Genomic DNA, 22703 nt, shown 5'->3' on the forward strand with positions numbered 1-22703 from the left:
CATCAGCTGCGCTCAGAGTCGTGCATGAACAAAGTCCCAGACGCGGTGGCCAAGGCGCAGGCCGCGGCGCTCGAAGTGCGTTTCGATACGCCACGGCGGTCGCTCGGCGGACGAGGCGTGGTCCGGGTCCGGGCGCCACAATGGTGCACGTGCGAGCACGTCCTGCATGTGTTCCGCATAGTCGGCCCAGTCCGTCGCCAAATGCAAGCGCCCACCGGAAACGACGCGCGAGGCGAGCAGGTCGAGGAAGCCGGGCTGGACCAGCCGGCGCTTGTTGTGGCGCTTCTTGTGCCAGGGGTCCGGGAAATAGATGCGCACCTCGGCGAGCGCACCCGGCGCAATCTCGTTCTCGAGCACCTCGACCGCGTCATGGGCGTACAGGCGCACGTTGCCAAGGTCGGCACCGGCGAGGCCGTTCATCAGCCGGCCGACGCCGGGCCGATGCACTTCGACGCCGATGAAGTCGCGCGCCGGTTCGGCCTGCGAGGAGTGCAGCAACTGTTCTCCGTTGCCGAAGCCGATCTCGAGCACGAGCGGCGCGGCGCGACCGAACGCGGCAGTGAAATCGCGCCGCCTGCCGTCGTAGTCGAGACCGTACCGCGACCAGTGCTCGTCGAATGCGCGCTGTTGCGCCGGAGTGAATCTTCCCTGGCGCAGGACGAAGCTTCGAATGGGTCGGTTATGCATTCGAGCCGTCCTTGGCGCGGGATTCCGGCCCGGCCATCCCTGGCCGGGCGCTCACCGGCGCGAGATGCCATTCAAGGCATCTCGCGAAAGCTCCGGCTCGCCCCTGACGCAACACGAAGCTGCGGATGCGGCGCGGGTGGAGATCTGCCGCGCCTTCCTGGTCGGCTGCCTTGCTCATCCGGCGATCGTGCCGTCGAGTGGACTCGATGCCGACGCGTAGCGCTTGCGCGGGATGCGGCCTGCGCGGAACGCGGCGCGACCCGCTTCGACCGCAAGTTTCATCGCATGCGCCATCAGCACTGGATCCTTCGCGCCGGCGATCGCGGTGTTCATCAGCACGCCGTCGCAGCCGAGCTCCATCGCGATCGCCGCGTCGGACGCGGTGCCAACCCCCGCATCGACCAGCACCGGCACCTTCGCGTTCTCGACGATCTCGAGCAGGTTGTAGCGGTTCTGGATGCCGAGCCCGGAACCGATCGGTGCAGCCAGCGGCATCACCGCCACGCAGCCGATCTCCTCCAGTCGTTTTGCAAGAATCGGATCGTCCGAGGTATAGACCATGACCTCGAAACCTTCCTTCACCAGCGTCTCGGCCGCGGCCAATGTCTGCACGACATCCGGGAACAGTGTCCTCTGGTCGCCGAGCACTTCGAGCTTGATCAAGGTATGGCCGTCGAGCAGCTCGCGCGCGAGTCGGCAGGTACGCACCGCGTCTTCCGCGGTATAGCAGCCGGCGGTGTTCGGCAGGATCGTGTAGCGCGACAGTGGCAGAGCGTCGAGCAGGTTCGGCGCATTCCGGTCTTGACCGATATTCGTGCGCCGGATCGCCACGGTGACGATCTCCGCTCCGGCCGCTTCGGTCGCGCGCCTCGTTTCGTCGAGATCCTTGAATTTGCCGGTGCCGGTGAGCAGGCGCGAGCGATAGGTCTTGCCGGCGATCACGAGCGGATCGGAGGTGACGTCAAGCGTGGAATCGGACAGGGCGTTCATGATGGCGTCGTGGTGCCGGCGGGACCGGATGGATGACTGGGCCCGTATTATCGCTTGTGCGCGGGGTGCGGGTGCGATGCGGTTCTCGCGATGCTCGCTCAGCTCGCAGCTGATATTGGGGACGCCAGTCCTACGTTGCTCGGCAACGACCTCAAACAGCCTTCCTTGGCGCGCCTTCCAGTCGGCATCCTGCCTCCTCCTCGTACCCGGCACGAGCTGCGCTTCAACGCAGCTCGCAGGCGCCGTGCGCTCGACCCTCAGCTCCTGCCTCGGGCGTTCGCCTGTGCACGCGATGCCCGATGGCATCGCGCCAGCGCTCGGGCAATGCTCGCTGCGCTCGCAGCTGTTGCTGGGCTCGCGCATCCTGCGCTCGCCAAGCAACCCGGCCCTCAGCTCCTGCTTCGGGGCGTTCGTTGCCGCACACGATGCCTGCGGGCATCGTGTAAGCGCGGCAACTCACCCACCGCCGATCGCGTGCACGATCTCGACGCGATCGCCGGCATCGAGCATGCGCGCGCCGTATTGGCTGCGCGGCACGATCTCGCGGTTGACCTCGACGGCGATGCGGCGCTGCGCGTAGCCGGCGGTATCCAGCAGCTGGGCCAGCGACGTCGCAGCGCCGACTTCCTTCTCGTCACCGTTCAAAACGATTTTCATTGCGTCATTCTAATCGCGGGTGACCGCTTCATCCGAATCCACGGCACAAAAAAAGACGCCGCGCAGTGCGCGGCGTCGTGAGCGGGTGCGTTGTACCTCAGCGGTTGCCGTTGTCCTTGTCCTTCTTTTCATCCTGCCGCTGGACCGGTTGACGCTCCTGCCGTTGCGGCTGCTGTTGCTGCGGCATGTCGCGTGGCTGCTGGTACTGCTGTGGTTGCGCCTGGGGTTGCGGCATGCTGCGCGGCTGCTGGTACTGCGGCTGTGGCACGTTGCGTGGCTGCTGGTATTCCTGCGGTTGCGGCGCACTGCGCGGCTCGTATTGCGGCTGCGGCGCGCTGCGTGGCTGTGGCTGATACTGCGGCTGCGGGGCGCTGCGTGGTTCCACGCGCTGTTCGACGCGGGGAGCCGGCTGGTACTGCGGCTGCGCCGTCTCGCGCGGCACTTCACGGACCGGAGGCGCCTGGCGAATCTCACGCGGCGGCGCCGAGAGGGTCTGGCGTTCGACGTTCTGGCTCGAACGCGGCGGCTGCGCCGGCTGCTGGCGCTCCATCACGCGCGGCTCGGCGGCGGGGGCCGGATTCGCATGCGGTGCGAAGCGCTCCGACGGCACGGCTCGCGACGGAGCTTGCGTCGCCGCGGGTGCACGCGTCTCCGCGTTGGCCGGACCGCGGCCCTGCGGCTGCGCGGTCGGATTGCCACGGCTCTCGGGCAGGGTGCGTGCCGCGGCCGGAGCGTCGGCATGCGGCGCGAAACGCGACGACGGCAGCGCTTCGCGCGTCGGGGCGCCGGATTGCCCACGCCCCTCATTACCCGGCGCCGTCACCGATGAGCGACCTCCAACCGGAGTCGCAGGATTCGCCGGCGTCGGACGCGCCACCACGGCAGGATTCATGCGCTCGTTCGATGCGCCCGGGCGCTCCGTTGCGGCATTGCCGCGCATCGGCAGCGGCTGCGGGCGTGGAGCGTTCTGGCCAACCACCTGCACGCGCGAGGGGGCTGCGTTGCCGGCCTGCACACCAGTGGCCGGACGGGCCGCGATCTCGCGCAACTGGTTCGTCGCCAGCGGCTGTGCGCCATTGCGTTCGATCGCCTGCAGGCGCGTCGCGATCGGCGCCGGCATCGGTGGCGGCGCGGTGCGTGCGATGACGTTGCGATCCAGGGCGGCGGCCGGCGGCGCGACGCGTGTGCGCTCGGCATTGGCGGCGACAAAGCTGGCCTGGGTCGGCGCGATGCCGACGCGGCTGACCACCTGCGCGGTGCGCAGGTTGCCCGCATCGATCGACACCCGCGAATTGGCGACCGGCTGCGCGCCGATGAACGCATCGCGCGACACCGCGGTCACCGCGGCGACGTCCCGCTGGTACGCATAGTTCACGTTGGTGATCGGGCGGCCCGCCGAATAGTTGTTGTAGATATTGGTGATGTTGGTGTTGTTGATCACCGTCGTGTTGCGCACGTTGACGTTCGTGAAGTAGTCGCGCGAGGCGCTGTACCATGGTACGTAGACGTCGCGCGGTCCAAGCGGGAACCAGCCGACAGGGCCGCCGCCGATGCCGATCGAGACACTCGTGCCCCAACCGCCGCCGCCTACGAACGCAACCAGCGCCGGCGCATAGACCGCACCATAGTTGCGCGGACCCGGGCACCAGCCCCAGCGGTTGCCGATGTAGGCCCAGCGGCCGTAGTGGAACGGCGCGAAGCCCCAGGAGGCGTTGTCGATCCAGGTCCAGCCCCAGGGGTCGACCCAAGACCAGTAACCGGAGCGGTACGGCGCCCAGCCGGCCTCGACCGTGGTCGGATACCAGACATTGCCGTAGCTCGGCACGCTGTTCCAGCTGCCGTAGTCGTCGAGGTCGGAATAGCCGATCACGTCCTCGGACACGTAGCGGCGCGACACCGAGCGCTCATAGCGCGTATCGCGCGACCGGCACCATTGATCGAAATCGTCCGGGCGCGGCACGTCGAGCACTTCGTAGTCGCGCAGCGCCGAATCGTTGAAGCGGTATGAATTACCGGAGCGTACGCTGTAGCTCGCGTTGTTCTCGCCGTAGACTTCGCCGCCGCCCTGGAACACGGTGACCATTGTCGAGTTGCCCCGCGGGTCGATGTCGACGCGGTAGTCACCCGGCTGGTTCACGACGAACGCCAGCGTCGGCGTATCGACCTCGTAGTTCTGCCCGCGGCCGACGCGGCGCACATGCAGGTTCAGCACGCCCTCGGTCAGCTGGAGCTGGGCGGTGTTGTCGTCGAGGTTGAGCAGGTTGAACGTGCTGTTCTGATCGAGGCGGATGTCCGCCGAGCCGATCTGGAATTCGACACGCGAATCGCGATCGGCGTACACCTTGTCACCGGTGCCGAGCGGACGGTTGAGCGACACCTGCGTCCATTGGTCGCCGCCGGCCGGCTGGAAACTCACGTTGCCGCGCAGGTAGCCGACGCGTGCGACGCGATCCGGCGGATCTGCCAGCGCGCTGCCCGCGAACGTGCCGAGCATGAGCACCAATGCAGCTACGCACCAGGCGCGCGGCTTGGAAATACGCTTCGTGTACATCGATGATCTCCTGAGGCCTACGCCAGTTGCGGTCACGGTGGGAAATCGCTCCCCTGAGCACGGCCGTCCGCGGCTGACAGGCTGCGCACAATATCAGCGTAATCTCGCTGAACGACGACTTTCCAGCGCCGGCACTTTGCCATTTGTTGCCGTGTCGCTTAGCGGGGATTCAGCGCGGTTCCGCAGTTGGTCCGCGCTTGTCGCCTCATGTATTCGCCGCTAATCTGTCGCGCCACTTCGACGCGCTGATGCGTGGGGTCTGGTGTGACCCCGGTGGATGCAGCACAGTAGACACTGCCGGTCGCCGGGGCTGGCGCACGCGAACCACCAACAAAGGATTCCGGGCGGGTGTAGCTCAATGGTAGAGCTGTGGCTTCCCAAGCCACTGACGAGGGTTCGATTCCCTTCACCCGCTCCACACCTCAGCCCGTGCTCTCCGAACCTTCTCCCCTGCAGCCTGCTCCTGCGACTGCCGATGACATGAGCCTCGGCTGGCGCGAATGGCTGGCGCTGCCTGCCCTCGGCATCGTCGCGATCAAGGCCAAGCTCGACACCGGAGCGCGCTCGTCGGCGCTGCATGTCGAGGCGCTGGAGACGTTCCGACGGGATGGCGTCCTGCATGTGCGCTTCGAGGTGCGCCCGCGCCGGCGCGGCAGCAGGACCATCGCGTGCAGCGCGCCGGTCCTCGACCGACGGCGCGTGACCGATTCCGGTGGCCATCGCAGCGAGCGCTGGTTCATCCGCACCGACGTCGCGCTCGCGGGCCAGGTGTTCAGCACCGAAATAAATCTGACAGACCGCCGCGCGATGCTGTTTCCGCTGCTGCTCGGGCGTAGTGCGCTCGTCGGGCGTTTCCGCGTCGACCCGGCGCTTTCCTATACGTGCCCGCGCCCCGCGCGGATCGTGCCATCCACTCCCTGAAGAATTCCGCATGAAGATCGCCATCCTGTCGCGCAACGCGCGTCTGTACTCGACGGTACGCCTGGTCGAAGCCGCGCGCGCGCGCGGCCACAGCGTACGCGTGCTCGATCCCCTGCGCTGCTACATGCGCATCGCCGCCGGCGTGTTCGAGATGCACTACAAGGGCCGCGAGCTGCGCGGCATCGACGCGGTGATCCCGCGCATCGGCGCCTCGATCACCTTCTATGGCACCGCGGTCGTGCGCCAGTTCGAGATGATGGGCGTCTACACGCCGAACGATTCCGACGCGATCCTGCGTGCACGCGACAAGTTGCGCACTCTGCAACTGCTCGCGCGCGAGGGCATCGACCTGCCGACCACGGTGTTCGGCGACAACCCGGATGACACCGCCGACCTGCTCGCGATGCTGGGCGACCCGCCGCACGTGATCAAGCTCAACGAAGGCGCGCAGGGGCAGGGCGTGCTGCTCGCGGAGAAGAAGTCCGCGGCGCGCGGCATGATCGAGGCGTTCCGCAGCCTGTACACGAATTTCCTCGTGCAGGAGTTCGTGCGCGAAGCGAACGGCGCCGACCTGCGCTGCTTCGTGATCGGCGGCAAGGTGGTCGCTGCGATGCAGCGGCAGGCGCCGGAAGGCGATTTCCGCGCGAACCTGCACCGCGGTGGCAGCGCGAGCGCCGTCGAGCTGACGACAGCGGAAGCGGAAACCGCGGTGCGTGCCGCGCGCGTGATGGGACTCGGCATCGCCGGCGTCGACCTGCTGCGCTCGCGCCGAGGCCCGCTCGTCCTCGAGGTCAATTCCTCGCCGGGGCTCGAGGGCATCGAGAGCGCCAGCGGCGTCGATGTCGCCGGTGCGGTCATCGACTACCTCGCGCGGATGTCGGCACGGTCCGCGAAGGCGCTTCGTCCGCGCAACAGGCGAAAGTAGTCCGGGCAGAACACCGCTCGACCGGCGGACAGGGGTGCCGATCGCATATTGCCATTCAGGCAAGGCGTTCCAATCGTCAGAGATCGCCGGCGCGGGCGCGCGCTAGCGGACGTGGTGTTGTGCATCAAACAACGAAACAAGTAGTACGAAAGTCGTCGTTGACAAACCCGCCCGATGTTCCTAGCATGGATCTGGCCGCATCACGTCGCGGCATCCACGCGGATTCAACTCCGACGGAGGGCAGTCATGAAACTGATAATCCCGTTCGCATTGGTGCTGTTCGCAATGATCTCCCCCGCCGCGGCGAAGGAGTCGAAATACCACGAAGTGGTCAACGCCAGCTCGCAGGACAGGTTGGAACAACTCGTCGTGATGGTGCAGGGCGAGATGAAACCGGGCGGGCGCTACGAATTCGTCAAGCCGGACGAGCGCAAGACGATCGATGCGAAGTTCGCCGAGATGCTCGATCTGCTGAAGCGCAAAGGCAGCATCGAAGCCATGCAGCAGGACGAAAAGGTCCGCCTTTTCAACGCGCAGGAGATGGTGAATTCGATCCTGACCAGGCGCGACAGCGACAGGGTGATCTGCGAAAACAGGACGCCGATCGGGTCGCATATCCCCCAGACGTCTTGCCATACCTACGGACAGGCTGAGGAGGCCCGCCACGACACCGTCAAGAAGATGATGGATTGGGACCACATTGCATGTGTCGACTCCAAGACGTCGGAACAATGCATGCACAAGCCGCACGTCCGCGGCCCTGGTGAACACCTGTAGGGCGTCACCCCGATTGCCCCGTGGAGGATCCGCGGGGCAATCACGAGAGCGCGCGTGCGACCACGCGCTGCGGTCGCGGCCATTGACCCTCTTGCCATCGACGAAAATATATGTACGATGAATATCGTCGACGGGGATTCTCCCTGCCGCTCTACCTGACCGATCGGAGATTGCGTAATGAAATTGCCTGTCATTGCATTCATCGTTGCGGCATCCCTGGCTGCACCGCTTTCAGCCGCGGAAAAGGCCAGTCCCGCCGTCAACGCCGATACGAAGGAGGCTTTTGCCACCGTATCGGAGTGGGTGCACAAGCAGATGAATGAAGGCGGCCGCTATTCGCACGTCACATCGCGCGAGAAGGAGACCGTCGACAAACGCTTCGACGAGATGGACAAGCTGTTCGCGAAAAGTGGTGCGGTCGCGCAGATGTCGGACGACGAAAAGACTCGCATGTTCAATGCGCAGGAGGAGATCAATGCGATCCTGGCCAAGCGCGACAGTGAACGCCTGATCTGCAAGAACGTGGCGCCGGTCGGTTCGCATATTCCGGTCAAGACCTGCGTAACCGCCGGGGAGCTCGAGAATCGGCGGCGCGAGGACACCCATTACCTCGATCGAACCCAGCAGACGAACCAGTTGCGCGGCGGCGGAGGTTGATCCAAAGTCGAGGCACGGCGCGGCTGGTTGAGCGTAGCGTGCCGCCTTGCTTCCCGGCCAAGGCAGGCCATCACAAGGTGAGAACCTGTGTCCAAGACCGAAAATCCCCCCAAGCCAACCGAAGCCGAGCTCGGCATCCTCAATTTCCTATGGGAACGCGGACCGAGCACGGTCCGCGATGTGCATGAGGCGCTCTACCGCGATGAAGGTGCGGGCTACACGACCGCGCTGAAGCTGTTGCAGATCATGCATGGCAAGGGATTGGTCGTGCGCGACGACTCCGAGCGCGCGCACGTGTTCCGTGCGGCGGTGAGCAAGGAGCGCACGCAGAAGCGCTTCCTCGTCGACATGGTGCAGCGCGTATTCGACGGCTCGCCCTCCCAGCTCGTCCTGCAGGCGCTTGGCGGACGGCCGCGCGCGACACGCGAAGAGCTCGATGAGATTCGTGCGCTGCTCGACAAGCTCGGGGATGGGACCAAGTCATGACTGCACTACTCGCCGCATGGCTGCCATGGATCGAGATGCTCGGCTGGACGCTGCTGCATTTCCTCTGGCAAGGACTGGTGATCGGTGCGGGGTTCGCGGTGATCCGCGCGCTGCTTCCGAAAGAGCATTGCGATGCGCGCTATGCGGCCGGCCTCTCGGCGCTGGCGCTGCTGGCGATCTGCCCGCCCGTGACGTTCATGGCGTTGCGCCATCAGGAAAGTGCCGCGCTGGCAGCCGGCACGCTGAACGCAGGATCGGCACAAGTACAGCAGATCGGCGGAACAGTGGCCGCCGTAGCTGGGGACGCCTCGTTCGGTATGGAAGGAATCCTGCCATGGCTGGTGCTGCTGTGGAGCGTCGGTGTGCTGATCGTGGCTTGCCGTGCGCTGTACCAGTGGCAGCAGCTCGCGCGCGTGGTCAGGCACCAGTCCGCGCCGGACGCCCGACTGGAGGCGATGCTCGCCGATCTGGCACGCCGCTTCGGGTTCGTGCGCAGGGTCCGCGTGCTGGTATCCGCATGCATCGATACGCCGACGCTGATCGGCTGGGTGAAGCCGGTTGTGCTGCTTCCGACTGCGGTCGCGCTCGGTTTCCCGCGCCAGCAGATCGAGTTGATCCTCGCGCACGAGTTGGGCCACCTGAGCCGTTACGACCACCTGGTCAACCTGGCCCAGTCGCTTTTGGAAATCCTGTTCTTCTATCACCCGGTGGTGCACTGGATCTCGCGTGAAGTGCGCAACGAGCGTGAGATCTGCTGCGACGCGCTGGTCCTGCGCCTCACCTCGGGAGTGCCGCGCGAATACGCGCTTGCGCTTGCCGGCCTCGAGGAATTGCGCCAGTCATCGGTACAGGTCGCACTCGCTGCGAGCGGCGGCGAGCTCCTGGACCGGGTGCGCCGCATCGTGGGAATGCAGACGCCGAGTCAGGTCGCGGCCAAATCGAATTCCGGCCTATGGCTGCTGGTCGCAGCGACGCTGTGCGTCACTCTTGCAGGGATGCTGCGGGTCGAGCGTGATGACCTCGCACAATTCACGGTGCCTCACCTTTCCATCGACTGGCTGCCACGATCCCAGCTTGAGGCGTTACCGATCGCAACACTGCCGATTTCATTGAGCCGCCCGCACCTGCAGTTGGCCAGCATCGCGGCGCCTCGGGTCAGGCCGGAGCCTGCCGCCACCGCGCCGCAGCTTGGCTCGATCGACTCCACGCAGTCCGCCGTGCCGTCAGCGGCGCCTGCAGCGCAAATCGCCGTCATCGACGGCCCGCCCTCGATGTCGACCGTGGATTTCCGCAAAGACCTGGTCGGAGCCAGCGCGCTGCGTGCGGTGGCCGATCTTCCGGTTTCGAAGCCGGTTGTCGCGGCGACAAAGCCCGAGACAGCACCGACAGCGCCTGTGGCGACACGTATCGTTTCGCCAACCTATCCATCGGCCACCTGGAGCGGCAGCACCGAAAGCGTCAAACTCGAGTTCGGTGTCAGCCCGAATGGTGCGGTTTATAACGTCAAGGTGCTGGACGGCGACCCGGACAGCCCCTTCGCGCGCGCCGCCGAGCGCGCATTGCGCCAATGGCGATTCAGCGCGGCGAGCGTTTCGTTGGACTCGTCGGTGCGCTACACCCAGACGTTTGCCTTTGCGCCGCGGGGCGGGCAGGGCAAGGCCGCCGTCGAAGATTCCGGGTGCGTCCAGGCGACGGGCACGCATATCTGCCGTCACCTGGGAGAGGCGGCCACCGCGGAGAGCGTGACGACGGTGAGCGGTCTGCTGACCAGCCCGGCCGCGATGAGCCGTTAACGCAAGCCTCAGGCGCATTTAACGACGCTTTAATTCCGCGATCCCTATAGTCCAAGGCGCTGTAGTTTGCTCGACACTCCTAAGTCAGGTCAGGTGACTGGCAGATTACGGTAATCGGGGCAGTAGCTTTTTGGCCCAAGCGAGGTGTGTTCCCCCAATGACACCTCCTTGGGCCATTTTCTTTGCGGCGCCCGCTGCTTGAAGCCACCCCGCGCAGCACCCACCTCTCTGCAGCCCAGGACTTCCGCGTTAAGCTAGCGGCCTATGCGTATTCTCGTCATCGAAGACAACAGCGACATCGCGGCCAATATCGGCGATTTCCTCGCCGACAAGGGCCACGTGGTCGATTTCGCCGGCGACGGCGTGACCGGCCTGCATCTCGCCGTGGTCAATGATTTCGACGCCATCGTGCTCGATCTCGGCTTGCCCGGCATGGACGGCCTCGAGGTCTGCCGCAAGCTGCGCCAGGAGGCGAAGCGGCAAACGCCGGTGATGATGCTGACCGCGCGCGACACCCTCGACAACAAGCTGACCGGTTTCGATTCCGGCGCCGACGACTACATGGTGAAGCCGTTCGCGCTGCAGGAACTCGCGGCGCGCCTCGAAGTGCTCGGCCGTCGCGGCAAGGGCAACAAGAGCCGCGTGCTGCAGCTCGCCGACCTCATCTACAACCTCGATACGCTGACGATCAGCCGCGCCGGCAAGCAGATCCAGCTCAATCCGATCGGACTCAAGCTGCTGCAGTCGCTGATGGAGGCGGCACCCTCGGTGGTCACGCGCCAGGAACTCGAGACGCGTGTCTGGGGCGAGGAGCTTCCGGACAGCGATTCTCTGCGCGTACATATCCACGGCCTGCGCGCCGCGATCGACAAACCGTTCGACAAGGCGTTGATCCAGACACGCCACGGCATCGGGTACCGCATGGTCGATCCGGATGCGCTACCGACGTAGGCTCCGCAGCCGCATCATCATCTCGTTTGCGCTGTTCGGGCTCGGCCTCACCGCGCTGTTCGCGGTCGCCACGGTCTACATGCGTACGCGGCTGGAAGACCAGCTGGTCAACAACACGCTCGAGCGCGAGGTCAGGCACTTCGTCGACTTCAAGCGTGACAATCCCGATCCGGATGCGCCATGGGCGATGTCGCTCTACCAGGCGCAGATCGTGCGCGCCGGCCGTATCGCGACGGTGCCGCTGGCCTGGCAGAAGTACGATTCGGGCGTCTACGACATCGACGATATCGGGCGCGAAGGCAAGATCCGCCCGTACAAGCTCGCGGTCTACAAGGACGCCGACTACTGGGCGTTCCTGCGCTTCGACATCAGCACGCAGAAGCTCGGCGAGCGCCAGCTGCTGGTCGTGCTCGGCGCCTCGGTGCTCGCGTTCGCGATCTTCTCGCTGCTGATCGGCTTCTGGTTGTCCGCGCGCGTGATGAGTCCGGTCACGGAGCTCGTCCAGCGCGTGCGCGCGATGAGCAAGAGCGGGCGGCCGGAACTGCTGAAGTCGCATTTCGCGGACGACGAGGTTGGCCAGCTCGCCGCCGCGCTCGACGACTACTCGACCCGTCTCACCGAAATGGTCGAACGCGATCGCGAGTTCAACGCCGACGTCAGCCACGAATTGCGCACGCCGCTCAGCGTGATCGCGAGCACGACCGAGCTGCTGCAGGGCTCCCCCGACCTTGCCGACAAACCGCGCGAGCGCCTCAAGCGCATCGAGCGCGCGGTGCGCCAGTCGACCGAACTGATCGACGCGCTGCTGCTGCTGTCGCGGCGCGAGCGTCAGGCGCCGACCGACGGCGAGACCACCGACGTCGCGAAGGTCGTCGAGCAGGTCGTCGATGCGCAGCGTCCGCACGTCGCGAACAAGCCGGTCGAGGTGCGCGTCGACATCGAGGAGCCGCTCGCCACCGCGGCACCATCGTCGGTGGTCGCGGTCGCGCTCAGCAACCTGATCGGCAATGCGTTCAAGTACACGCAGGCCGGCGAGGTCATCGTCAGCGTCGGCCATGGCCGGGTCAGCGTCGAGGACACCGGTCCCGGCATCAACGCCGAGGATGCCGAGAAGCTGTTCGAGCGCGGCGTGCGCGGCACCCAGGTCGGCAAGGGCGGTGGCCTCGGTCTCGCGATCGTGCGTCGGCTCTGCGAACTCTATGGCTGGAAGGTCTCGCTGGCGCCGCGCCCGCAGGGCGGCGCGACCGCGACGCTCGAGTTCGGAAAGCAGACCTGGCCGAGCTGAGCGGAATCACCGCTCGGCGTGCAGCTTGCGCCGCCGCAGCGCACCTGACGCAGCACGCGCTCAGGCACTGACCGGTTCGAGCCAGCCCCAGCGATCCTCGGTGCGGCCGTCGAACAGGCCGAAGAACAGCTCCTGCACGCGATGCGTGATCGGTCCCGGCTTGCCGGCGCCGACCGGCTTGGCGTCCACTGAACGGATCGGCGTGATCTCGGCCGCAGTGCCGCACATGAACAGCTCGTCGCACAGATAGAGATACTCGCGCGGGATGTCGCGCTCGACGACTTCGATGCCGGCGCTGCGCGCGAGCGTGATGATCGTGTTGCGGGTGATGCCGTTGAGCAGCGCCGCGCTGATCGGCGTCGTGTGCAGCGCGCCATCGAATACCAGGAACAGGTTCTCGCCAGCGCCTTCGCTGAGCAGGCCGGTCGAGGCGAGTGCAATGCCTTCGCCGAAGCCGAGCCGGCGCGCTTCGCGCGCGATGAGCTGGCCGGAAAGATAGTTGCCACCGGCCTTGGCGCCGGCCGGGATCGTGTTCGGCGCGAAGCGCTGCCAGCTCGACACGCAGGCGTCGATGCCCGCTTCGAGCACGCCGGCGCCGAGGTAGGGGCCCATTTCCCACGCGGCGACCGCGACATCGGTCGGCGTTTCGGCGGACAGCCCGAAACCGCCGAGGCCGCGGTACGCGACCGGACGCAGGTAGGCCTTGCTCAGTCCGTTCGCCTTGATGACCTCGCGGCACGCCGCATTGAGCTGCTCGGGCGAATACGGCATCGCGATGTCGTAGATCTTCGCCGAATGGAACAGGCGCCGGATGTGGTCGGTCAGCCGGAAGATCGCCGGACCTTTCGGAGTCTCGTAGCTGCGGATGCCCTCGAAGACGGAGGATCCGTAGTGCAGCGCATGCGCCATCACGTGCACGGTCGCTTCCGCCCAGGGCTTGATGCGGCCGTTTTGCCAGATGTGGTCGGGATAGGTCTGGGCCATTGCGCGGGTTCCGTAGGTGAGCGCGCCATGATACCAGCCGCGTCCTGCAACGCCTTTGCTACCAGACGAGCCAGTAGCAGCCGCCTTCCACGCCCACGCCGAACGCATGCTCGCGCACGCCGCCGGATTCGTTGCTGCCGGTGCGCACGCGCAGGCTGTCGGATGCATCGAGCGCCTGTGTGTCATCCGGCGAGCCGTCGACCGCGCCGGTGGAATCGATCGCAAGCAGCGGTCGTTGTGCGATATCGCGCAGCGCGCGCAGGCGACTGCCGGCTGCACTTGCGCCGACGCCTTGCCAACGCAGCAGGCCGGCGAGCGCGTTCGGGTCACGGCGCGCGATGGCGGCTGCGACACGGTCGCGCAATTCCTCGCGCGAGGCGGGGCAGGCCGCGTCCGCTTGTGGCGCGGATGCCGTCGTCGCCACAGCTGCGCTGATGGCCGCGGATTCACCTGCCGCGCATGGCAGCCCGGAAAACACGATCTCGCCATGCCGGCCGACACAGCGATGCACGGTCTGGCCCGTGCTGCCAGCCTGTGCGATCGCCAGCGACGAAAGCGCGGCGCCCAGCAGGCCGCATGCAACGAGAGAGTAGGCTCGCATGCACGAGAGGCTAGCACCATCGAGGATGTGCGACGCTGGCGGGCGCCTCAGGCGGCTGCGATCCGTTCGCAGACCGCGAGCGTCGCCTTCGCGCGGTTGAGCGTGTAGAAGTGCAGGCCCGGAGCGCCGCCGGCGACCAGGCGCCTGCAAAGATCCGCGACGACATCGGCGGCGAATTCACGGCTCGACTCGACGTCGTCGCCATGTGCAGCGAGACGCTTGGCGAGCCAACGCGGAATTTCCGCACCGCACAGATCGGAGAAGCGCTTGAGCTGGGTGTAGTTCGCGATCGGCATGACGCCCGGCACGATCGGCACCGTGATGCCCGCGGCGCGCGCGGCGTCGACGAAGCGGAAATACGCGTCCGTGTTGTAGAAGTATTGCGTGATCGCACCGTTCGCGCCGGCATCGACCTTGGCCTTGAAGTGGCGCAGGTCTGCATGCGCGTCCTCGGACTGCGGATGCACTTCCGGGTAGCAGGCGACCTCAATGTGGAACCAGCCGTCGCGTTCCTTGCGGATGAATTCGACCAGCTCACTGGCGTAGCGAAAGTCGCCATAACTCGCCATGCCGGAAGGCAGGTCGCCGCGCAGCGCGACGATGCGCTTGCAACCCATCGCCTTGTACTGGTCGAGCAGGGCGCGGATCTCATCGCGGGTGCCACCCATGCACGACAGGTGCGGCGCCGCGTCGAGGCCATGTGCCTCGCGCAGATGGTTCACCGTGTCCGGCGTGTAGGACAGCGTCGAACCCCCGGCACCGAACGTAACGCTGGCGTATTCGGGCTTCAGGGTCTTCAGTTTCGGCAACGCCGCCTCGAGCGTTGCGCGCTGTTCGTCGGTCTTGGGCGGAAAGAATTCGAGGCTGATCGATGGCATCGCTGGAATGGGCTTCTTGGCGTTGCCGGCATTCTATATCTCTTTTTCGCGATAGAGCGATATATGGCCGAGGCGGCGTCTCGGGCGCAGGCTTGTGCAAGCCGCGTGACGCCCTCATCGTCCGCGGCTGGCAGGGAGGAATCGAAGTGATCGATCTGTACAAGCTGCACTGGTCGCACTACGTGGAAAAGGTGCGCTGGGCGCTCGATTTCAAGCGGCTCGCCTGGCGCGGCATCGAGGTCGTCGCGTTCACCAAGCAGGAGATGCAGCGTTTCGATTGCAGCAAGACCGTGCCGTTGATCCACGACAACGCAACCGGTGTGGCGATGAGCGACTCGTCGCCGATCATCCGCTACCTCGAAGAGACCTATCCTGAGCCGACGCTGCTGTCGGCGGATCCAGACGAGCGCGCGGCGGTCTGGCAATGGATGCTGACGCTCGATTCGACGCTCGGACTGAACACGCGCCGGCTCGCCTATTCGCAGATCATCATGGAGTGCCCGCAGGCGTTGCCAACGCTGTTCCTGCCGAACGTCCTTGGCGGCGTGTTCGCGCGGCCTGGCCTGCGCGTGCTCGCAGCGCCAATCCTCGGCGCGATGCTGGTGCGGCGCTTCCGCTTCGATCGCAACCGTATTGATCGGGTATACGAGCAGCTCGAGACGCAGCTGCTGCCGATCGCGGCCCGACTGGAACGCGACGGTTTCCTGGTCGGCGGCCGCTTCACTGCGGCGGACCTGACCCTCGCGTCGCTGCTGCGCCCGCTGCGCGTGGTGCCGCATTTTCGCGACCACCCGCGCCTGCAATCGCTGTTTGCTTGGCAAGCGCAATTGTTCGACGCGCACGGCCGCGAGGCGACATTCGCCTACGAGGACATCATCCGCGTGCAGCGCGAGCGCTGCGGCACGATGCGCGGCCGGGTCGGCTGGCTGACGCCGGATGCGTTGGAAGCTGCTGCGCCGACGGCCTCAGAGACCTTGCAGGTTGCACGCAACGACCAGCACCACGTCGACAGCTGGTCGCTGCCGCTCGGATTGCCGGGCTACCTGAAGCTGCGCTGGTTCAGTGGTGTCGGGCGTGTGCGCTATGCGCCTGCGGCGCTGCACGGAGTGGGTTGACCGAGGCAGGCGCATCGACGATACCGCCGGAGGCGTTACCCTGCGGCCGACTTTCCGATCCATTGGCCCATGTCCATCGCCCTCACCCCGTTTGCTCGCACCCGCCTGTTCCCGGGGGAACCCCGCTGCAACACGATCCGGGACTGCACGCCGGAGGACTTCGAGCGGCGCCTCAACGACGAGGCACCGACCAGGGTGATCGACGGCTACGCGCCGTTCTGCAAGCTGCACGTGCACCGCAACTGGACCTCGACGCGCTGCCTGACCGTGCCGATCACCGACGCGAACCGGCATCTGCTGCGCTCGGCGTACGAGGCGCGCTCGAAGGAGGAGTTGCTGGTACTGGCGCGCTGGTTCGAAGGCGCCGAGCCGCCGGTTGCGAACTGGCTCGTCGTGATCCTCTACAGCCGCGAACAACTCGTGAAGGAGGGCGCCCCGATCCAGGCCGACTGGGGCGTGGTCGGCTGCCTCTATACGGCGGAACCCGAGGAAATCCCGATGGCGCCCATCACGATGATGCGCAATGCGCTGGGCGTGGAAGAGGGCGGTTCGGGCGTGGCGCTCGACCGCGAGGCGTACCGGCGCAGCGTGGAGTTCTGGGAGCAGAACGCGAACTGGCGACCGTAGGAGCTTGCGGTCGAGATATGCACCGAACTCGAACAGCGTGCCACGGCCGGTGACGCGAAAACCGCGCGGCGCTGGCGTCAGTCTCCCAACGTTTCATTTTCGCGCGCCTGGGTTTCCAAGGGGGCTCGCGTTGAACCGACAAGTATCATCTGGATCAGAAACTCTCGCTCGAATTCGAGCATGCCGAGCCGCTCGAACTGCGTAACGTGGGTCAATTCATGGGCCAATATGTGGCGCTGACGAGGGCATAGTGAATTGACCTGAATTCCGTGCCCCGATGTGATCGCGCATATGCTGGGGTTGGGGCCGCCGAACTTCGGCTCGGGCGTGCGGAAATTCTGCACCGTCGAGATGCGCACCCGCTCGGGTTCCTGGACGCCGATTCTCCGCGCCAACGCGATCTCGCTGTCGGTCAGCGCCCGACCTCGCTTCAGAATCCAACGTTCGCGCGTCTGGGCGACGCCTACCGCGTCGGGCAGTATGCGCTCCACTTCGGCGGTTACTGCGGGCGGCGGACTGGCCAATCGGCCTCTTTCGCCGGCGGTCAGGGGCCCGGTTGCCACGCATCCCTGCATGAAGGGAAGAGACATGCAGCAGAGTGCGGCGAATCCGGGCCCGTATCTCATATTTCCGCGAGACCTTGACGTTCTCCGAAACGGCAAATCGTCAGTAGCGGTAATGGTCGGGCTTGTATGGCCCTTCCACCGACACGCCGAGGTAGGCTGCCTGCTCCGTGGTCAGCTTGGTCAGCTTCACGCCGATCTTGTCCAGATGCAGACGCGCGACCTCCTCGTCGAGCTTCTTCGGCAGGATGTAGACCTTGGCCTCGTAGGTGTCCTTGTTCGCCCACAGGTCGATCTGCGCGAGCGTCTGGTTCGAGAACGAGTTCGACATCACGAAGCTCGGATGGCCGGTCGCGCAACCGAGGTTGACGAGGCGGCCTTCGGCGAGCAGGAAGATCGCGCGTCCGTCCTTGAACACGTACTTGTCGACCTGCGGCTTGATGTTGATCTTGGTCACGCCGGCGAGTGCATTCAGCGCATCGACCTGGATCTCGTTGTCGAAATGACCGATGTTGCAGACGATCGCCTGATCCTTCATCTGGGTCAGGTGGGCGAGGGTCAGCACGTCCTTGTTGCCAGTGGTGGTGACGTAGATGTCGCCGCGGCCGAGCGTGCTCTCGACGGTGTTGACCTCGAAGCCTTCCATCGCCGCCTGCAGCGCGTTGATCGGATCGATCTCGGTGACCACCACGCGCGCGCCGTAGGCACGCAGCGAATGCGCCGAACCCTTGCCGACGTCGCCGTAACCGCACACGACCGCGACCTTGCCGGCCAGCATCACGTCCATCGCGCGCTTCAGGCCGTCGGCCAGCGACTCGCGGCAGCCGTACAGGTTGTCGAACTTGCTCTTGGTGACCGAGTCGTTGACGTTGATCGCCGGCACCAGCAGCTTGCCGGCCTCCAGCATCTGATAGAGGCGGTGCACGCCGGTGGTGGTCTCCTCGGAGACACCCTTCCAGTCCTTGACCACGCCGTGCCAGAAGCCCGGGCGCTCCTTGGCGACGCGCTTCAGCAGGTTCTTGATCACCTGCTCCTCATGCGAGGACGCCGGCTCGTCGACCCACTTCGAACCGTTCTCGAGCTCATAGCCCTTGTGGATCAACAGGGTCACATCGCCGCCATCGTCGACGACCAGCTGCGGGCCTTTGTTTCCCGGGAAGGTCAGCGCATCGAGCGTGCAGTCCCAATACTCCTCGAGCGTCTCGCCCTTCCACGCGAACACCGGCGTGCCGGTCTTGGCGATCGCGGCGGCGGCATGGTCCTGGGTCGAGAAGATGTTGCACGACGCCCAGCGCACGTCGGCGCCGATGTCCTTCAGCGTCTCGATCAGCACCGCGGTCTGGATCGTCATGTGCAGCGAACCGGTTACGCGCACGCCTTTCAGCGGCTGCTCGGCGGCGTATTTCCTGCGGATCGACATCAGGCCCGGCATCTCGTGCTCGGCGATATCGATCTCCTTGCGGCCCCAGTCGGCGAGCGACAGGTCCGCAACCTTGTAGTCGTGCTTGAGGTTGACGACGGCATTCATGGTGTGGGCTCCAGGTGCAATGAGCGGGCGCTGTTTCGGTGAGAACACGAAAGCCCGCCGAGCCTGATTCCGCGCAACGCGGACTTGCAGCGCCCCTCGGCGGGAGCGAGGGCGCGCATTATATCGCTTCTTCGAGATGAAGCGATATATAGCCCTCGCGCCTCAGCGCGCGTCGCCGTACAACTGGAAGCCGGCCCAGTAGTAGGGGTGCGTGGTGGCCCGTGTGACTCCGGGTGACGCGGTATCCACGACCCGGACGCCGCGGGTGCCCCCACCGTCCGCTGTGGCGCCGGGTGCGAGCAGGGCCAGTTGCGCACTGCGCAGCGCGGCATCCTTGTCCGCACCGGAGGCGAGTGCGGCATAGAAATCCTGCATGAGGGTCGCAGTCGAATCGTCGGATACGTTCCACAGCGAGGCCATCACCGCATGCGCGCCAGCGAATTCGAACGCGCGGATCAGGCCCAGCAGCCCTTCGCCGGCAACCTCCTCGCCGAGTGCGGTGTCGCAGGCGGAAAGGGCGACGAGATCGGCGGACGTGCGCACGCCTTCGAAGATCTCCCACACCTGCAGGAAGCCGTTGTCCTCGCCCGGAGCAGCCACCGCGGGTGTGCTCAGCAAGAGACCCGAGTCGAGCGGAACGCGATCGTCGAAATAGCCGTGCGCGGCAATGTGCAGGATGTTCGCCTGCGGCGCGGCGCGGCGCACCGCGTTTTCGGTCGCCTCCGATCCGAGGAACAGGCGCGTGCGGGGGAACAGCGCCGGTAACGCCTCGACTTCGCGGCGCGTCGCAGGCAACGGCACGATGCGGCGCGGGTCGATCCGGCGTGTACGCGCATCCGCGAGCAGCATCGTGTCGGCGCCGGCGTAGCGCGGGTCGCCGAACGCGGCGACCGCGGTGTCGACGCGCGCACGTGTCGTGCGCGCGGCTCGCCCTTCGGCGAACACCGTCGCCGAAGCGACCTGGGTCAGCGGCTTCCAGGCGACGACGTACTGCGCATCGGCCCCACTGCCGCGACGCAGCGCGGCGAAGGGCAACAACGCCAGCGGTCCGTCGCTCGCGATCAGCGCGCGATCGGCGTGAACAAGCTCGCGTTCCGCCGGTTGCAGCAACAGGACATAGAGCGCGCGCGCTTGCCGCTCGAGATCCGCCAACTGCCCCGGATCGTGCGCGGCGATCGCGTTGCGCAATCGATTCACGCGCTCGCGCAGCGCAGCCTCGCCGAGTGGAATCGGGAACGCGCGCAAGCCGCTCCCGCTGCCGGCCGGAAGTACAAAGGCCCAGCCACGCTCAGGTCCGAGCAGGTAGCTGATCAGCACGCTGCCTGGATCGAGCGCACGCGCACTCGTCGTCGCGTCGAGCGGCTGCGGATCGGTCACTACAGCGAGTCGCGGAGACAGTTCGCGCAGCCGCCGGTTCAGGTCGGCGCGTCGCTCGCGCAACTGGGCGAGCTGCTCGGTCAGCGCAGCGCTGCGCTGCTTCGAACCCGATTCCGGCAAGCCGGCGAGTTCTGCGGCAGCTTCATCGTAGCTCGCATCGACGCGCCGGCGCTCGGCCAGGAGATCGGGATGCGCGTCGTCGGCGAAGTCGAGATGGCGTTCGGCCAGAAGGCGCAGCAAGCCCCTCGCGCGGCCACGCTCGGCGGTGAGGAAAGCATCGGCGACGTGACCCGCCGCGATTTGCGCTTCGGCGCAGTCGCGCGTAATTGCGCGCGTGCTGGCGACGAAGCGTGCGCGTTCGTCGCCGCCGCCGCCGATGCGGCCAATCTGTCGTTCGAGCGACGCGGCGCCCGCGCAGAATTCGGTCAGCGCGTCGTCGCGCCGTCCGTCGGCCCGCAGGACCAGACCGAGCTGGTGATGAGCCGCTGCCTCCGCGAGGCTGCCCGGCGAGCGCAGGGCAGTGATCTGCAGCGCGCGCCGCAGGCTGGCCTCGGCACCGGCGTTGTCATGGCGCGCCAGACGCAGGCGTCCGTCGAGCGCGGCCAGCTCGCCGTCATCCTCGTCGCCCTCGGTGTGCGTCCGCACGATGATTTCGCGCGCCTGCGCGAGCAGCGTCGCGGCCTTGTCGGGGTGGGCGCGGTCGAGCTCGGCCACCGCAAGTTCCTGCAGCGGCCCCGCCGAGTAGGGTTTGCCCTTGTTGATCTGGCGCTCCATTTCGAGCGCCGACTGCGCATGGACGGTCGCCGCGTCGAGACGGCCGAGTTCGCGCTCGATCTGCGCCTGGTTCAGCAACGCATCGATGCTCCAGGGATTGTCGCGGGCGACGGCCTGGTGCTCCTTGTCGCAGGCTTCCAGCATGTGCAGGGCCGGTTCGAGCTCACCGCGCGTCCGCAGTTCAACGCCGAGAGCGCAGAACGCGGCGTTGGGCAGGCCGTCCTGCCGTGGAAAGCGTGTGGCGACGTCGATCGCCTCGCGCAGATGGCGTTCCGCCGCCGCGTGATCGCCGTGATCGGCCTCGATCTGCGCGAAGTTGATCAGCACCAGCGGTTTCAGCTGCCCATCCGGCATGCTGGCGAGCAGCGGCGTCGCCTCTTCGATCAGGCGACGCGCACGCGTGAGGTTGCCGCGATGCGTCTCGACGATGGCCAGTGCCGTCATCGCGTCGAGCACCCAGTGACCGTTCGGATCGCCGGCCTTGAATACGGCGATGGCGCGCTCGTAATGGCCCACGGAGGCTTCGCGATCGCGCTGCTGATTCGTCAGCGCTCCCTGTTCGATGGCGGTTATCGCACGTTCCCAGAATGTCGGCGCAAGCTCCGCGTACAGCGCGTCCGCCTGCGCCAGCTCCGCCATCGCCGCCTCCGACTGGCCGCGTCGCGAACGCATCGCGCCGAGCAGGTAGTGCGTATAGGCGGCGGCCAGCGTGTGCGCCTGACCCTGCGCGTCGAGATCGACGAGCGCGGCCTTGAGCGTGTCGAAGGCGGCCTCCCATTCGCCGCGTGACGCAAAGCTCTTGGCATAGGCCACATGCAACACCATGCGTTCGCGCGCAGCCGCCGTCGGCGTGTACTTCAGGCTGGCGGCGCGCCATTCGGCGGCAAGGTCAGCCTGCTTGCCCGCCGCGGCCTGCCGAGCGGCCTCGAACGCGGCCCACGCGGCCCAGGGGCCAAGGTGTCGCTGCTCCAGCTCGGCAACGGTCGACGCGACGACCTTTCGCTCCGCCTCGCCGGCCTTGCCATGACCGATGTCGGACATCGCGCCGTCGAACGACGCGCGCGCGGAGCGATCCAGCGGTAGCGCCGCTTCGAACGTCCATCCGGTATCGGGGCGCGTGCCGAGAGTCCAATTCGCCGCGGCACCGTCGTGGCGTCCGCGCAGCAGGACCGCGCCGCGACCGACGTTCTCGACCATCAGCAACGCGAGATCGAACGGGTTGGAGATCTCGCCTGCGGAGTGATGGGGGCCTGCATCCTGCGTGAACGCATCGACGCGATCGCCGGGCCCGAGCCCCGCGTCATGCAGCGGGGTGTTCTTCGACACATCGCGCAGCATGACCGCAGCGCCCGCGTCGCGAAGCGTCACGGCCATGCACAGCGGCATGAGCATCGCTACGGCGAGAGGGAAGGCACGAACCATGGCGTTTCGTTCCTCTTGAATGCGACGCATCGAACGCGCCGCGCGGCGGCTGTATTGTCAGCGATCCGCGCGCGGCAGTGAACCTGGTCGACGCGGCGCTCGTCCGCGCAAAAAAAGGGGCCGCGTTTAGCGGCCCCTTTCCTGTCGATGTCCC

General features: G+C 66.4%; 20 protein-coding genes, 1 tRNA gene and 1 riboswitch. Of the genes, 11 read left to right on the top strand and 10 right to left on the bottom strand.

Features of this window, described 5'->3' with window-relative positions; all coding sequences use genetic code 11:
- Positions 1–12: 12 nt before the first annotated feature.
- The 4 genes from trmB to ABD002_RS11875 all read right to left on the bottom strand — a co-directional run bounded on the left by trmB (position 13) and on the right by ABD002_RS11875 (position 4885).
- On the bottom strand, positions 13–687 hold the full coding sequence (gene trmB, locus ABD002_RS11860) for a tRNA (guanosine(46)-N7)-methyltransferase TrmB (protein ID WP_343791316.1): 675 nt from the start codon (positions 685–687) through the stop codon (positions 13–15).
- 174 nt (positions 688–861) lie between these two features.
- Positions 862–1677, bottom strand: coding sequence for a thiazole synthase (locus ABD002_RS11865; protein WP_343791318.1), 816 nt, complete (start codon positions 1675–1677; stop codon positions 862–864).
- Between the two features lie 456 nt (positions 1678–2133).
- Entirely contained in the window at positions 2134–2334 is a 201-nt protein-coding gene (thiS, locus tag ABD002_RS11870; protein ID WP_343791320.1) for a sulfur carrier protein ThiS, read from the bottom strand.
- 97 nt (positions 2335–2431) lie between these two features.
- Positions 2432–4885 carry a DUF6600 domain-containing protein gene (locus tag ABD002_RS11875; protein ID WP_343791322.1) on the bottom strand — a complete coding sequence of 818 codons (2454 nt, stop codon included), beginning with the start codon at positions 4883–4885 and terminating at the stop codon, positions 2432–2434.
- 344 nt (positions 4886–5229) lie between these two features.
- Between ABD002_RS11875 and ABD002_RS11880 the strand changes: the two genes are divergently transcribed.
- The 9 genes from ABD002_RS11880 (at position 5230) to ABD002_RS11920 (ending at position 12680) form a co-directional block, all read left to right on the top strand.
- Positions 5230–5303: transfer RNA gene (locus ABD002_RS11880), tRNA-Gly, on the top strand.
- Between the two features lie 62 nt (positions 5304–5365).
- Entirely contained in the window at positions 5366–5806 is a 441-nt protein-coding gene (locus ABD002_RS11885; RefSeq protein WP_343791324.1) for an ATP-dependent zinc protease family protein, read from the top strand.
- A 10-nt stretch (positions 5807–5816) separates the two neighbouring features.
- A complete protein-coding gene (rimK, locus tag ABD002_RS11890) occupies positions 5817–6731 on the top strand; it encodes a 30S ribosomal protein S6--L-glutamate ligase (protein WP_343791326.1) in 915 nt (304 codons plus the stop codon).
- Between the two features lie 246 nt (positions 6732–6977).
- Entirely contained in the window at positions 6978–7508 is a 531-nt protein-coding gene (locus ABD002_RS11895; RefSeq protein WP_343791328.1) for a hypothetical protein, read from the top strand.
- A 177-nt stretch (positions 7509–7685) separates the two neighbouring features.
- Positions 7686–8165, top strand: a complete 480-nt coding sequence (locus tag ABD002_RS11900) for a hypothetical protein (protein ID WP_343791330.1) — start codon at positions 7686–7688, stop codon at positions 8163–8165.
- 87 nt (positions 8166–8252) lie between these two features.
- Positions 8253–8651, top strand: a complete 399-nt coding sequence (locus ABD002_RS11905; protein ID WP_343791332.1) for a BlaI/MecI/CopY family transcriptional regulator — start codon at positions 8253–8255, stop codon at positions 8649–8651.
- A gap of 98 nt (positions 8652–8749) precedes the next feature.
- Entirely contained in the window at positions 8750–10444 is a 1695-nt protein-coding gene (locus tag ABD002_RS11910) for a TonB family protein (protein ID WP_343791334.1), read from the top strand.
- Between the two features lie 264 nt (positions 10445–10708).
- A complete protein-coding gene (locus ABD002_RS11915) occupies positions 10709–11395 on the top strand; it encodes a response regulator transcription factor (RefSeq protein ID WP_343791336.1) in 687 nt (228 codons plus the stop codon).
- Positions 11379–12680, top strand: coding sequence for a sensor histidine kinase (locus ABD002_RS11920; RefSeq protein ID WP_343791338.1), 1302 nt, complete (start codon positions 11379–11381; stop codon positions 12678–12680). Before ABD002_RS11915 ends, ABD002_RS11920 begins: the two co-directional genes overlap by 17 nt.
- A gap of 60 nt (positions 12681–12740) precedes the next feature.
- On the opposite strand, the gene ABD002_RS11925 is transcribed toward ABD002_RS11920, so the two are convergent.
- The 3 genes from ABD002_RS11925 to metF are packed head-to-tail and all read right to left on the bottom strand — an operon-like array spanning position 12741 to position 15143.
- On the bottom strand, positions 12741–13664 hold the full coding sequence (locus ABD002_RS11925) for a branched-chain amino acid transaminase (RefSeq protein ID WP_343791340.1): 924 nt from the start codon (positions 13662–13664) through the stop codon (positions 12741–12743).
- 58 nt (positions 13665–13722) lie between these two features.
- Complete coding sequence (locus ABD002_RS11930) at positions 13723–14265, bottom strand: hypothetical protein (RefSeq protein WP_343791342.1); 543 nt, start codon at positions 14263–14265, stop codon at positions 13723–13725.
- A 47-nt stretch (positions 14266–14312) separates the two neighbouring features.
- Positions 14313–15143, bottom strand: a complete 831-nt coding sequence (gene metF / locus ABD002_RS11935) for a methylenetetrahydrofolate reductase [NAD(P)H] (protein ID WP_343791344.1) — start codon at positions 15141–15143, stop codon at positions 14313–14315.
- Positions 15144–15289: 146 nt separating this feature from the next.
- On the opposite strand from metF, the gene ABD002_RS11940 reads away from it, so the two are divergent.
- Positions 15290–16258, top strand: a complete 969-nt coding sequence (locus tag ABD002_RS11940) for a glutathione S-transferase family protein (RefSeq protein ID WP_343791346.1) — start codon at positions 15290–15292, stop codon at positions 16256–16258.
- Positions 16259–16327: 69 nt separating this feature from the next.
- Positions 16328–16885 carry a DUF3228 family protein gene (locus ABD002_RS11945; RefSeq protein WP_343791348.1) on the top strand — a complete coding sequence of 186 codons (558 nt, stop codon included), beginning with the start codon at positions 16328–16330 and terminating at the stop codon, positions 16883–16885.
- A 77-nt stretch (positions 16886–16962) separates the two neighbouring features.
- Here ABD002_RS11945 and ABD002_RS11950 read toward each other — a convergent pair whose 3' ends face one another.
- The 3 genes from ABD002_RS11950 to ABD002_RS11960 form a co-directional block, all read right to left on the bottom strand.
- Positions 16963–17475, bottom strand: coding sequence for a hypothetical protein (locus ABD002_RS11950; protein ID WP_343791350.1), 513 nt, complete (start codon positions 17473–17475; stop codon positions 16963–16965).
- A 76-nt stretch (positions 17476–17551) separates the two neighbouring features.
- Positions 17552–18976: an adenosylhomocysteinase gene (gene ahcY, locus ABD002_RS11955; RefSeq protein WP_343791352.1), complete on the bottom strand. Its 1425-nt coding sequence runs from the start codon at positions 18974–18976 to the stop codon at positions 17552–17554.
- A gap of 18 nt (positions 18977–18994) precedes the next feature.
- Positions 18995–19080, bottom strand: a riboswitch (S-adenosyl-L-homocysteine riboswitch).
- A 58-nt stretch (positions 19081–19138) separates the two neighbouring features.
- Positions 19139–22549: a CHAT domain-containing protein gene (locus ABD002_RS11960; protein ID WP_343791354.1), complete on the bottom strand. Its 3411-nt coding sequence runs from the start codon at positions 22547–22549 to the stop codon at positions 19139–19141.
- Between the last annotated feature and the right edge of the window lie 154 nt (positions 22550–22703).

The sequence above is a fragment of the Dokdonella soli genome, from assembly GCF_039523175.1.
Classification (GTDB): Bacteria; Pseudomonadota; Gammaproteobacteria; order Xanthomonadales; family Rhodanobacteraceae; genus Dokdonella_A; species Dokdonella_A soli.